The sequence below is a fragment of the Algoriphagus algorifonticola genome (assembly GCF_007655305.1).
Taxonomy (GTDB): domain Bacteria; phylum Bacteroidota; class Bacteroidia; order Cytophagales; family Cyclobacteriaceae; genus Algoriphagus; species Algoriphagus algorifonticola.
Genome location: NZ_VLOG01000064.1, coordinates 1 through 13,052, shown reverse-complemented (window position 1 = coordinate 13,052; position 13,052 = coordinate 1). Strand labels below are relative to the sequence as shown.

14 protein-coding genes are annotated in these 13,052 nt (G+C 40.4%); 12 read left to right on the top strand and 2 right to left on the bottom strand.

All coding sequences use genetic code 11. The features are described 5' to 3' along the window. Positions 1-149: 149 nt before the first annotated feature. Positions 150-449, bottom strand: a complete 300-nt coding sequence (locus FL972_RS17640; RefSeq protein ID WP_144607315.1) for a putative quinol monooxygenase — start codon at positions 447-449, stop codon at positions 150-152. Between the two features lie 3 nt (positions 450-452). Further along, positions 453-1,223, bottom strand: a complete 771-nt coding sequence (locus FL972_RS17635; RefSeq protein WP_144607314.1) for an SAM hydrolase/SAM-dependent halogenase family protein — start codon at positions 1,221-1,223, stop codon at positions 453-455. A gap of 103 nt (positions 1,224-1,326) precedes the next feature. Between FL972_RS17635 and FL972_RS17630 the strand changes: the two genes are divergently transcribed. From FL972_RS17630 to FL972_RS17575, 12 genes are all read left to right on the top strand, one after another. Then, positions 1,327-2,316, top strand: coding sequence for a PhoH family protein (locus FL972_RS17630; protein WP_091654907.1), 990 nt, complete (start codon positions 1,327-1,329; stop codon positions 2,314-2,316). Next, on the top strand, positions 2,285-2,719 hold the full coding sequence (locus FL972_RS17625; RefSeq protein WP_144607313.1) for a GNAT family N-acetyltransferase: 435 nt from the start codon (positions 2,285-2,287) through the stop codon (positions 2,717-2,719). The genes FL972_RS17630 and FL972_RS17625 overlap by 32 nt, the downstream gene beginning before the upstream one ends. Before the next feature lie 27 nt (positions 2,720-2,746). After that, a complete protein-coding gene (locus tag FL972_RS17620; RefSeq protein WP_144607312.1) occupies positions 2,747-3,316 on the top strand; it encodes a DUF3575 domain-containing protein in 570 nt (189 codons plus the stop codon). A gap of 83 nt (positions 3,317-3,399) precedes the next feature. Next, complete coding sequence (locus FL972_RS17615) at positions 3,400-5,322, top strand: ComEC/Rec2 family competence protein (RefSeq protein WP_144607311.1); 1,923 nt, start codon at positions 3,400-3,402, stop codon at positions 5,320-5,322. 66 nt (positions 5,323-5,388) lie between these two features. Further along, positions 5,389-6,165: an enoyl-CoA hydratase/isomerase family protein gene (locus FL972_RS17610; RefSeq protein WP_144607310.1), complete on the top strand. Its 777-nt coding sequence runs from the start codon at positions 5,389-5,391 to the stop codon at positions 6,163-6,165. Beyond that, positions 6,166-8,079, top strand: a complete 1,914-nt coding sequence (locus FL972_RS17605) for a RecQ family ATP-dependent DNA helicase (RefSeq protein WP_144607309.1) — start codon at positions 6,166-6,168, stop codon at positions 8,077-8,079. 1 nt (position 8,080) lies between these two features. Next, positions 8,081-8,674 (top strand): hypothetical protein, encoded by a 594-nt coding sequence (locus FL972_RS17600; protein ID WP_144607308.1) that lies wholly within the window; start codon positions 8,081-8,083, stop codon positions 8,672-8,674. Then, the gene (locus FL972_RS17595; RefSeq protein ID WP_144607307.1) at positions 8,674-9,225 is read left to right on the top strand and encodes an NUDIX hydrolase; all 552 of its coding nucleotides are present in this window, start codon (positions 8,674-8,676) and stop codon (positions 9,223-9,225) included. Before FL972_RS17600 ends, FL972_RS17595 begins: the two co-directional genes overlap by 1 nt. 4 nt (positions 9,226-9,229) lie before the next feature. Beyond that, positions 9,230-9,670 (top strand): acyl-CoA thioesterase, encoded by a 441-nt coding sequence (locus tag FL972_RS17590; protein WP_144607306.1) that lies wholly within the window; start codon positions 9,230-9,232, stop codon positions 9,668-9,670. A gap of 32 nt (positions 9,671-9,702) precedes the next feature. Further along, the gene (locus FL972_RS17585) at positions 9,703-10,416 is read left to right on the top strand and encodes a tetratricopeptide repeat protein (RefSeq protein WP_250161387.1); all 714 of its coding nucleotides are present in this window, start codon (positions 9,703-9,705) and stop codon (positions 10,414-10,416) included. Further along, positions 10,417-11,379 (top strand): L-threonylcarbamoyladenylate synthase, encoded by a 963-nt coding sequence (locus FL972_RS17580; RefSeq protein WP_144607305.1) that lies wholly within the window; start codon positions 10,417-10,419, stop codon positions 11,377-11,379. 111 nt (positions 11,380-11,490) lie between these two features. Then, positions 11,491-12,690 (top strand): phosphoglycerate kinase, encoded by a 1,200-nt coding sequence (locus FL972_RS17575; RefSeq protein ID WP_144607304.1) that lies wholly within the window; start codon positions 11,491-11,493, stop codon positions 12,688-12,690. Positions 12,691-13,052 lie beyond the last annotated feature (362 nt).

Sequence of the window (13,052 nt, the reverse complement as noted above, 5' to 3'; positions counted from 1 at the left end):
TTTTAAGCGGAAATTTTGTTCCCAAGTGTATTTTGAAATCATTTCTGTTTTCAATTCCGGCGGACAGGTCCGCCACTTGGACATTTCAATTTCTCCGTCCCTTGCTGAACGGGATGCAAATATGAGTACAAATTTTTTTTCCTACAACCCTATTCAGGCACTTCCTGTAATTTTTTTGAGCTAAATGCTACAGGCTTGTCAGAAAAGAGGCTTTTTGTAAAAGCCCAGACTGATTTAAATAACTCAGAATCACGGTATTGATTTAAGGCGGATTCACTCTCCCAGTGCGAATAGGTCATGAAAATATTTTTTTTATTTTCATCGCGCCATAGTTCCAAATGCCTGCAACCGGGAAAATTTCGAATACTTTTTTTATGACTTTCAAAATTTTCCAAAAAGGCCTCAACCTTGTCCTCCTGAAAAGTCATCCTTACCACTCGAATCAGCATAGCCTATGGATTGAAATTAATGTACACCACGCTCTCAAATTTCAACCCCAATAGATTTCCTCCATGACCATGGTTGATCCCTATTTCTAAAAGATCCAAGCTATTGAAGAATGCAAAGCAATCACCAGGCTCGACCTGATCACAACCTTTGTGTAGCCTGTCCAAACTTTCTCTTCCAAATTCTATGGTAAAGCTTCCTGGGTTGAGTTTCTCGAAAATATCTTTCGGAATGTTGGTAATCAAATTGCCATATCGATCTACCCGCATGACATGGCCGATGATTTGCTCTCTCGTGGCTTTAGGATTGCGTGGCATCAACTTTCGGAAGTTTGACAATGGTCCGCCGAAGTCGTGAATTGCTGCTCCAGAGGCAACTTTTGCTGCAATGGGAGCCAAAATATCTTTGGTTGGGAAGGAGGTGTCTTTCAGGTGTATATCTGCAAACTGAACCATGATCCCAGGATCATGATCTGCCAACAAACTTAAGATTCCATTATTCGGGCCGATAAAAATATGCTCCTCCAATTTAACCCCTATATTACCTTGTGTCATGTTTCCGGTTGTATTGATAGCTACCAAATGAACGGTGCCTTTTGGGAAATCCCGAAAAGTAGCCTTCAAAATAAAGGCAGCATGAGCTAAATCAAAGGTGTCAATATTATGAGAGATGTCTATAATATTCAATTGCGGATTGATGGCCAACATTTTGGCTTTCACCGCAGGAACGTAATAATCTTTATCCCCAAAATCAGAGAGGAATGTCACTAATGCCATAGAAGCAAGTCAATTAAAATTATGTACTTTTGTTAGTGGGGGCAGGGACAAAAATAGAAATTTTATCGGTACCCTCTCAAGCATATTTAATCAAAGAAACAGTTTGGTAGAAAAAGTAATTACACTGGAAAATGTGCCACTGGCCGAGTTTTTAGGTCAAGCTAATGAAAATATTCGCCAATTGGCACAAGCATTTCCTCAATCCAAAATAATTTCCCGCGGAAATGAAATCCGCATTCAAGGAGGAGCGCCTGAAATTCTGAGGATTAATAACCTGATCAATTTATTGCTGGAACATGTAGATAGATTTGGTCACTTGACTCCTGAAAATGTCAAAGATTATTTGGACGTTGAAGGGGTTCCTTTCGAAGAAGCAAACAGAGATCAGGTAATTGTCTTTGGAAACAAAGGCTTGGTCATCAAGCCAAAATCTCCCAATCAGCGAAAACTTGTTGAAGCTGCCGTTAAAAATGATCTGGTATTTGCCTTGGGGCCGGCAGGAACCGGAAAAACCTACATAGCCGTTGCTCTTGCAGTACGAGCCTTGAAAAACAGGGAAGTAAAGAGGATAATCATCACCCGGCCTGCGGTCGAAGCTGGAGAAAATCTTGGGTTTTTGCCCGGAGATCTACAGGAAAAGCTAGATCCATATCTTAGGCCGATTTACGATGCCCTTCAGGATATGGTGCCACCGGAAAAACTGAAATATTATCAGGAAACAAGAGTAATCGAAATTGCTCCATTAGCCTATATGAGGGGAAGGACTCTACATGACGCTTTTGTCTTGCTGGATGAAGCTCAAAATACCACCTCTGAGCAAATTAAGATGTTCTTAACCCGTATGGGACCTAATTCAAAGGTGATTATTACTGGGGATCAAACTCAAGTTGACTTGCCTGTAAGACAAAAATCAGGTTTGTCAGAGGCCTTGAGAATTCTAAAGGATGTCAAAGGTATTGGTATAGTCAACCTGAGTGGAAAGGATGTGATCAGGCATAAATTGGTGAAAGCGATCATCGAAGCATACGAAAAAAATCAAGCAGAAAAAGATCAGATTAAAAATGAGTCTCCTGGTAGAAAAAGTGACAGGTAAAGCTGGGATGGATCTCGCTCTCAACATAAGACATACAGTTTTCGTTATAGAGCAGGGAGTCAATCCGGAAGATGAATACGATCAATTTGAGGATGAGGCTACCCACTTTCTGGCTTCCCTGAATGGAAAAGCAGTAGGAACAGCAAGGTATAGATTTACTCCCTATGGAATTAAATTGGAGAGATTTGCTGTTTTAAAAGAGGCTAGAGGCAGAGGAGTAGGTCAGGCATTGGTCTCGGCAGTTTTAAGGGATTTGATGGTGAATGAAAAAGCCATCGGAAAAGTCAGATATCTCCATGCTCAACTTTCCGCAATTCCATTATATGCCAAGTTTGGCTTCAAGAAAGTTGGGGAAATGTTTGAGGAATGTGAGATTCAGCACTATAAAATGGAGCTGGCATAGAGTTACATAAGATTTTAATTTAGAAATATGAGAAAGGTATTATTGGGTATACTACTTACAGCCATTTTAGGACTCACGGCAGAGGCACAGCAGGTGATTTCCAGCAGTTCAGGGATTGGAAGCAGATCCGTCTATTCGAATGAGGTCAAAGTCAATTTTCTAAACTTGATTGCGCTGGGATCTATTGAGGTAGGATACGAAAAGTTTCTGTCTGATGAGCATGCTTTGGATTTACAGATCATGTTCAATGACCGGTTTGGCTACAATTCAGAGGGCCAGGGTAAAAATTACAAAACCAATTCTGTTCAGGCTGCTATGAATTTTTATTTTGGCAACAACCTGAATGGGAGATTCTTTATTTACCCCTTGGCAAAATTGCGTTTTGGTGAATTTGAAGAACCTTCTGATGGGGGCGTAAGGGTCACAAATATGAATTCGTTTATGTTGGGCGCAGGAGCTGGTTACAAATGGGAAGTATCAGACCATTTTGCTTTTGGGCCTTATGTGAGTATTGCCCGCGGATTTAGTGATGAAGTAGCTGAGCGATTTACCAGAATTGAACTAAATGGAGGGTTTAGTCTCGGGTATAGATTCTAATTTTCCCACGCTTAAATTTTAGCTCTTTTATGGAGCAATTTTTTTACTGTAAATTCTTTAACTTAAGAGTTAATTTTTAAGCTATGAGATTTTCAGAATTCCCTTTTTTGAGATACTTGATTTTTTTACTGCTTGGTCTAGCCTTGGGGTATCAAGTAAGTCCCATTTTGTCGATTTGGTTGGGAGGGGTGATGGGCGTCTTATGGCTCATTTATGTAGCTATTATACTGTTTTTAAAAAATCGGACATGGTTGACTCCATTAGCCTATGTTCAACTTATTCTGGCAGGAGTTTTTGTAATCCAGCTTCATCAAAAGTCGGATTCTGAGGAAACTATACTCGGTACTCCATTTATTGCAGAAGTTTTACAGTTTGATGTCGAAAAGCCCAGGTCCAAACAAAATCTGCTTCAGGTTCACGCTTATCAAAAAGATGAAAAATGGATCAATTCGAGCGAAAAAATCTTGCTCTATCATCAGGATTCAATAACCTTGACTCCGGGGAAAATTCTTTTTATCGAAAAAGAAGCAGAACTTATCCAAGAACCAAAGAACCCTGGAGAATTCGATTATAAAGCCTTTCTTCAGAAAAGGAACATCCATTATACCCTTTTTCATCCAGTAGGTCTGAAGGTCATAGATAATCATCCAACTTCAAATACCTGGCTTTCCCCCATTCATTGGAAACAGGGATTGGCGAATTTGATTCAATCGAAATTAGCTGATCCACAGGCTCAAAAAGTGGCAAAGGCTTTGTTACTTGGTCAAAAAGATGCATTGGATAAAAATATCAGAGCCGAATTTGCAGATGCAGGAGTTATGCATGTATTGGCCGTTTCAGGATTGCATGTTGGGATTTTAGTCTCTGTTTTTCTATTTCTGGTAAAGCCATTTAAACTGAAAGGTGGTAAGCTCAAGCTATATCTCATGGGAGTAGTGATGATCATTTGGTTGTACGCCCTGATAACCGGATTTTCACCTTCTGTCGTTAGGGCTTCTGTCATGTTTACCCTGATTACCTTGGGACAAATGAGAGACAGAAAACCGTCAATTTTTAATGTTCTTGCATTTTCGGCCATCTTAATGATCGCTTTTGACCCTGAGGTACTATTTGAAGTTGGGTTTCAGCTTTCTTATGTTGCTGTATTGGGTATCGTTTTATTACAGCCTTTGATCACCAGATGGTGGCTCCCGTCTTCTTCTTGGATTGAGTACTTATGGCAATTGGCAGCCGTTTCCATTGCAGCTCAGTTAGCAACCTTTCCACTGACAGTTTTTTATTTTCATAGCTTTCCGGTTTGGTTTTTACCGGCAAACCTTCTAATTATTCCTCTTACTTTTTTGATCATGCAAATCGGGATTCCCTTTCTAATTCTAGGCTGGATTCCCTTTTTGAGTGACTTTTTGGGTTGGATACTGAATGCATTTTTTCAATTGGAGTTGTGGATTTTGAGTCTTTTCAAAAATCTTCCAGTCACAAATCTGGATGAGCTGACTATATTCCCTCTCACCATGTTTTGTGTTTGGGCCCTTTTGTTGATATGGGCTAGCTGGGATTTGTTTCCTAAAAAGAGGCTAGTTTATATAGCTTGTTTCCTGACATTTTTATGGGCAGGCAATCGGGTGATTTATTCTTGGACAAAAACCAATGCCGAGCTGATTGTTTACGCAGGGGATAAAGGCTTTGCTTTGGATTATTGGGATGGATGGACACTGAAGTCTTGGAATCAAGGAGTTGCGGTGGAGGAATTGGATTTCAAGGTCAAGCCAAATAGAATTTTGAATGGCTGGGGAAAGTGGCCTGAGTCTCTGCAAGCCTTTAGCCTCGAAAAGAATCTCTTATTCTTCCCAGAACTGGAGCTTTTAATTGATATTGAAAGGGGAATGATTAAGCATGAATATGCTTCTTTTTCTAAAGTGGAATATTGGCAGGAAAATGAATGGATCGAGCAAGAAAAAAATGCACCTTTAGAAATAGGGAATTCCTCTGTCAGAATTCTTTTTTAACTACCTTTTTTGACTTTCCCTGAATCTCCTCCTAACTTGATTGCACAGAATAGAAAACCCAAAAAAATGGATAAAGCAGTATTAACACATATTGAAAATAGATTAGGGACAATCACACTGAATAGGCCCGAAAAGCGAAATGCTATGAGTCCGGACTTGATTCAAGCTATGAAATCGGCATTGGTCAATATGGAGCATGATCCGGCGGTCAAAGTAGTTAGGATTAAGGCTGAAGGAAAAGCCTTTTGTGCTGGCGCAGACTTAAGTTATTTGCAGTCCATGCAGAATTACTCTGAAGAAGAGAATCTGCAAGACAGCGAAAACTTAATGGAGCTCTTCGATCTCATTTACAACTTTCCTAAAATCATTATAGCACAAGTTCAGGGGCATGCATTGGCAGGAGGCTGTGGCTTAGTTACAGTTTGCGATTTTGCCTTTTCTGCGCCCGATGCATTATTTGGCTATACGGAAGTAAGAATCGGTTTTGTGCCTGCTTTGGTTTCTGTATTTCTACAAGAACAAATCGGAGCGGCCAAAACTCAGGAATTATTACTTTCTGGGGATTTGATTTCTGCAGAGAGGGCAGCTAATCTTGGTTTGATTACCCAGGTGACTCCAGCAGAGCATTTGGATCAGGTGGTTTTAGATCATGCGGCCAAGCTAATCACTCATAATTCGGCTAATTCTATGATGGAGACCAAGAAACTTTTGAGAAGTTTAAATAAAAAGGAAAGAAATCAATCTCTGAAGCATGCGGCGGAAATCAATGCCAAAGCGAGAGCTCATGAAGACTGTGTCAAAGGTATTTCATCATTTTTAAGTAAAGAAAAACCTACTTGGTAAGTGGAAAACCGGGCGCAAGAAATATTAAAGCAGGTTTTTGGATGGGATGATTTTAGACCAGTCCAAAAAGACGTTGTTTTTTCTGTTCTTGACGGAAAGGACACACTTGCTTTGATGCCCACTGGAGGAGGAAAATCTCTTTGCTATCAAGTGCCTGGGCTGGTAAAAGACGGTGTTTGCTTGGTTGTAAGTCCATTGATCGCCTTAATGAAGGATCAAGTGGATCAATTGAAAAGACGAGGGGTGTTGGCTGCCGCGATTTTTTCAGGAATGAGTTATCGGGAGATAGACCGAACCTTGGACAATTGCATCCACGGCAATTATAAATTTCTCTTTGTGTCTCCGGAAAGATTGAAGTCAGAGCTGTTCATCGAGCGGTTTCGGCAAATGAATATCAATCTCATTGCAGTAGATGAAGCCCATTGCATTTCCCAATGGGGATATGATTTTAGACCTCCATATTTGGAAATCGCTGAAATCCGAAAATATCATCCCAGTATTTCAGTTTTGGCTTTGACGGCTTCTGCCACTCCGCAAGTGGAGGCAGATATTTTAGAAAAGCTGGAGATTAAAAACCCGGAAATTTTCAGGCAAAGCTTTGCTAGGGAGAATCTGAGTTACAGCGTGCGCTTGGTGGAGAATAAACTTGAAAAGGGCTGTGAAATATTGAACCGGGTTTCTGGCTCAGCAATTTGGTATGTGAGAAACCGTCAGGCTACCCATCAAATTGCGAAAGCATTGAATCAATTGGGAATCAGGGCAGGAGCTTATCATGCAGGAATGTCCATGGCTGATAGGAGCAAACAGCAGGAGCTTTGGATGAAGAATCAGCTGAGAGTCATGGTCAGTACCAATGCATTTGGAATGGGGATTGACAAGCCGGATGTTCGAGTAGTGATCCATTCAGACTTGCCGGAAAATTTGGAAAATTATTACCAAGAGGCTGGCAGAGCAGGCCGGGATAGAAAGAAGGCTTATGCTGTCTTACTCAGCAATGAGGCAGATTTTGAAAATGTCCTAGGCAGGGCTGCTTTGGTTTATCCTCCCATTGACTTTGTGAGGAAAGTATATCAATGTCTGGCTAACTACTTTCGAATTGCTGTAGGGAGTAATATGTTGAGCAGCTTTGATTTTGAGTGGGGTGAGTTTGCAAACACCTATAATCTTGGAGTATTGGAGACTTTTTATGCTTTAAAAGTTTTGGAAGAGGAGGGGTTTATTGGTTTGAGTGAAAGCTATTACAGTCCTTCAAAAATCCATTTTTTAGTAGGTCCTCAGCAGTTGTATGAAATACAGATTGCCCATGCCTCCCTTGATCCTGTGATTAAACTATTGTTGCGGACCTATGGGGGTAATCTCTTTTCCGAGTATATGAAGATCAATGAGTCCAAACTTGCCAAGGCACTGGAGACCTCAGAAGCTAAAATCATTAAATCCTTGGAGAAATTAGGGCAAATGGAAGTGGTGGATTATGAGAAAAGAAAGGATAAGCCCCAGATTACTTTTATTACCTCTCGGTATGATGCTGCCAAGTTGCCATTGAATACGAAAAGAATATCCTTGCGCAGAGAGTTGACTTTGGAAAAAGCTAAGAGCATGGTTGCATACGCTCATCAGGAGGTGATTTGTCGAACACAATTCATTCAGGAATATTTTGGAGAAAAGAGCGATTCACGTTGTGGGATTTGCGATTGGTGTGTGGAAAATAAGAAAATGGAGGATCCTGCCTGGGTGGAGAAAAAATTGAAAAAGCAGATTATCGAAACTTTGAGAAGTAATGGGGAGTTATCTCAGAGTGGTTTATTGGAAAGCCTGAGAATTTCTACCAGCGAATTTACATTGGAGCTTTTGAGAAAGCTCACTGATGAAGGGGTCATAAGGCAGCACAAAAATGGAACTTTGAGTATCGACTAATATGGGTAATTTTCTGGATGATTTATTTGGTAAGGTCTTCAAAGGATCGGGCAAAGCTCCGGTTAACGTAAAGGAGAACTTTGCAATAAAGCCAGAAGATTTGGATGAAATTGATGGTTGGTTAGAGTCAGAAGAGGGCTCTACTCTGATGAATTTGATTTACAAAAATTACCACCTGAAAAGAGCCCAAATAAACGCAAGTCCCCAAGTGCATGTATTCGAATCTCCTTATGCAAATGGCTTTGCAGTAACCTATGATTCCCCTTTGACCCAAAAATCTTTTTCCAATCTTTTCTTGGCTTTCTCCCGACGAGTCTTAGCTTTGGGATATCAGCAGGTAAGTTTGGACAGGAAATTAGAGGAAATCAATGAACAGGTGAAGTCTACCGAAAAGTTTTACCTCAAACCTCCCTTGCAAGCTCCTGCAGAAAATGAGCTGATTTCTCAGTTATATGGGAATGTCAGCATAGAAAAGGTGACTATTGACAATCAACCCAGCTACCTAAAATTATTGGTGACTGTCTATTCGGATAGGCTATACCAAAATGCGAAACCCTTCGACCAATTGATGGATCGATTATTCAATGCTACCTGATGGACAGAATAACACTTAAAGAACAACTCGAAAAATACCGAACTCCCTACGAGGAGGAATCGGCTTTTATTCAGGATTTTATTCAACTGACAGAAGATCCAATAGCTTTCAACAGAGAGCGATTGGCAGGCCATTTTACGGCTTCTTCCTGGATCGTAAACCCTGATCGAACCCATACCCTTTTGACGCTTCACAAAAAGCTAGGTAGATGGTTGCAGTTAGGAGGACATGCAGATGGGAATGAAAACCTAATGGAAGTTGCCCTGAAAGAAGCTGAGGAGGAGAGTGGTTTGAAAAATCTTCGTCTGGTAGAAAACAGCATTTTTGACCTTGATAAGCATATCATCCCTGAAAGGCCTCATGTACCAGAGCATTTTCATTATGATGTTCGATTTATGATTGAAGCCGACCTGACAGATAAATTGGTGATTAGCAATGAAAGTGTTTCTCTTGCTTGGTTTACTTTTGATTCTGTCGTGGATATGATCGGATACAATCCTTCCATCCTGAGAATGTTGGAAAAAACCAGTAAATCAGAAATCTTACTTTGAGTATATGGAAATTGATCATCTCTTGAAAGAGTTTGATTTTTCTACCCCAATTCAAATCCGCTTCTCGGATATTGATGGGTACATGCATGTCAATAACGGCGTATATTTTAATTATTTTGAGCATTCCAGAGCTGATTTTTTGCATAGCAGATGTGGCTGGAATATCATGGAAGTAGGTACAGTGGTTGCTAGGATTGAAATGGACTATTTCAAGCCCATTCACTTGGAAGATGAAATTAAGGCTTTCGTGAAATGTGTAAGAATTGGGAATAGTTCTTTTGTCTTAGAGCAATATTTGCTTGGAAATGATAAATCAGGACAACAGATCCTATTTGCTAAATGTATCTGCACCATGGTTTCGGTAGACATGAAAACCATGAAACCCACCCCAGTTCCTGAAATTTATAGAGCTAAATTGGCTTTTAATCCTGAAAAGCAGGCCTGATTCCCTATCTTTGCGCCTTAAATCAGAATCACGTGAGAAATTTATATTTACTGGGCTTATTAGCTTTTATTCTAATTAGTTGCAGCCCTAGCGAAGAGGAATTGATGCAGGCTGGAATGGAAAAAATGGATGGTCAAGCCTGGGCTGAAGCTATTTCATATTTCGATCGAGCGCTGGAACAAAACCCATCTAATGCAACTGCTCTCAACGCAAAGGGAGTGGCGCTTTTTCAACAGCAGAAGTATCAAGAAGCTATTCCTGTTTTTACCGAAGCAATAGAAGTTGATTCCAGCTCATATAAGCCGTGGTTTAATCGGGCAAATTCCAATTTGGAATTGGGGAATTTCAAAGAGGCAGTTTCTGACTACAACATGGCAAATGGCTTAGATCCTTCTCAGACAGATATTTATTATAACCGAGGATTGGCTCTTTTGGGAATGGAGGCATATGAAGATGCTATTTTGGATTTTGATGCTGCACTCCAAGTGAATCCCAACCAAGCTTTAGTGTATTTCAATAGAGGTAAAGCTCAAATTGGTAATAATGATCCGATTGGTGCAATGGAATCTTTGACCAATGCCGTCAATTTAGATGGAAGAAATGGAGCTGCATATTACCTTTTGGGTGTAACCAGAATGAGTGCCTTGGGTGAGAGTGAAAAAGAAGAAGGTTGCGCCGACTTGAAAATGGCTCTATCCTTGGGTTATACAGATGCTAAATCCTGGATTGACGATTTTTGCAATTAAATGGCTGAAATCGGAAAAGATATTATTCGTGCTAAGTCCTTATTGGAGGCAGGAAAGCTGGTAGGTATTCCAACTGAAACGGTCTATGGCTTAGCCGGAAATGCATTAAATCCCGATGCAGTGGCTTCCATTTTTGAAACTAAAAAAAGACCCTCCTTTGATCCTTTGATTATACACTCCGATTCAATGGAGAAGATCAAAAGATGGGTGCTCGAAATTCCCGAGAAATTAAAAATCCTAGCCGATGAGTTTTGGCCGGGACCTTTGACTTTATTGCTCCCTAGAGAAGCTATAGTCCCAGATTTAGTCACTTCGGGTTTGGATCGGGTTGCTGTTCGAATTCCTTCACACCCCTTGACTTTGGAGCTTTTAAAAAGCCTGGAATTTCCTTTAGCTGCTCCCAGTGCTAATCCATTTGGTTATATCAGTCCGACAAGGCCTGAGCATGTTCAAAAGCAATTGGGCGATCAGATCCCCTATATTTTGGATGGAGGTGCCTGTAAAGTGGGTTTGGAAAGTACTATCGTAGGCATAGAGGATGAACAAATCTTTATCTACCGGTTAGGAGGATTGGACGTCAGGGAAATCGAAGCGCTAGTCGGGCCAGTTCAAATTAAAACCCACAGTTCAAGTAATCCAGCTGCGCCGGGTTTGTTAGAAAGTCATTATGCCCCTACCAAACCTTTTATTCTTGGAGATTTGGATCAATTGATCCAAGATCACCAGAATAAAAAGGTACGAATGGGAATTCTTAGTCTTCAGCGAACCTTCTCTAACTTGCCAATAGAATCCCAAATGATCTTGAGTGAAAAAGGGGATTTAAAGGAAGCTGCACAAAATCTTTTTGCGGCAATGAGAGCTTTGGATGAGCAAGACTTGGATTTGATTTTGGCAGAAAGAATGCCAGATCAGGGACTAGGCAAGGCGATAAACGATAGACTGAATCGAGCTGCAGCCAAGTAAAAACAGTCTACTTTACAAATTCATCATTCTAGAAAGTCGCTTTTTGCCTGAAACTTTGATAAATTCAGGCCTATTTTGATGATATTTTGAAAATTAATTCAATTCAATTTTATGAATCCAAGAATCAAGAATGTAGATAACCTCAGTTTCGAAGGGAAAAAAGCATTAATCCGGGTAGATTTTAATGTGCCTTTGGATGATAATAATAATGTTACGGATGATACCCGAATTCAGGCAGCAGTCCCTACTATAAATAAGATTTTGAAAGACGGAGGAGCTGTGATTTTGATGTCCCACTTAGGCAGACCAAAGTCTGGCCCTGAGGATAAGTTTTCATTAAGACATATTGTTGTTGCTCTGGAAAAAGCTTTAGGCACATCTGTAAAATTTGCTCCTGATTGCATCGGGGATGAAGCTAAAAATATTGCAGAGGGATTGAAAGGGGGAGAGGTATTGCTTCTTGAAAACCTACGATTCTACAAAGAAGAAGAAAAAGGCGATGAGGAATTTGCCAAGAAACTAGCTCATTTGGGAGATATTTATGTGAATGATGCCTTTGGTACAGCCCATAGAGCGCACGCTTCCACAGCAGTAATAGCCCAGTATTTTGACATCAGAGTTTGTGGTTATTTGATGCTATCTGAATTGAAGAATGCAGATATGGTATTGGGTAATCCAGAGCGCCCTTATACTGCTATTATGGGAGGAGCTAAGATTTCTGATAAGATTTTGATCATTGAGCGTTTATTGGATAAGGTAGACAACCTGATAATTGGTGGAGGTATGTCCTATACATTTGCCAAAGCTCAGGGAGGCACCATTGGGGATTCTCTATTGGAGGCAGACAAGATGGATTTTGTCTTGGAATTGATGGAAAAGGCAAAAACCAAAGGAGTGAATTTAATCCTTCCTGTCGACACAGTGATTTCAAAAGCCTTTGCAAATGATGCAGAGCAGGGAATGGCTACAAGTGGTGAGATTCCTGATGGATGGATGGGCTTGGATATTGGGCCTAAAACCCGTGAACTTTTTGCTGAGACTGTATTAAAGTCCAAAACTATTCTTTGGAATGGTCCTATGGGCGTATTTGAAATGGATTCTTTTGATAAGGGAACCAAAGCAATTGCAGAAGCAGTAGCTCAGGCTACTAAAAACGGAGCTTACTCTTTGATTGGCGGAGGGGACTCTGCAGCTGCGGTCAATAAATTTGGCTACGGAGAAGCAGTTTCCTTTGTATCCACCGGTGGAGGAGCATTGTTAGAGCATATGGAAGGGAAAGTCCTTCCGGGTGTAGCAGCATTGGAGCCTTAAAAAAACTGAAATAATTTGAAACGGCTGGGGAAACTCAGCCGTTTTTTTATTTCCATTAAATCAAGATTTTCTCCCTTTGGGACGTTAAATTTCCTTTATTCTTTAACTATAAATCTGCGTTGGTCTGTGGGAAAAGTATTGAACCACAAAGTATACAAAGGTCACATAGATTTCATGGTTTTAGCTAAAAAGTTGAGTAGTGCACTGCTGGGCTTAAGTATTAGATTAGATCTCAGTAATTCCTCCTGATAAGGGAAGTATTTTTTATTTTTAATAATCTGCGTTAATCTGCGAATCTAATCTGCGGGAAAATTATTGAACCACATAGGCCACAAAGATCACATAGTTTTTTATGGTTTAGG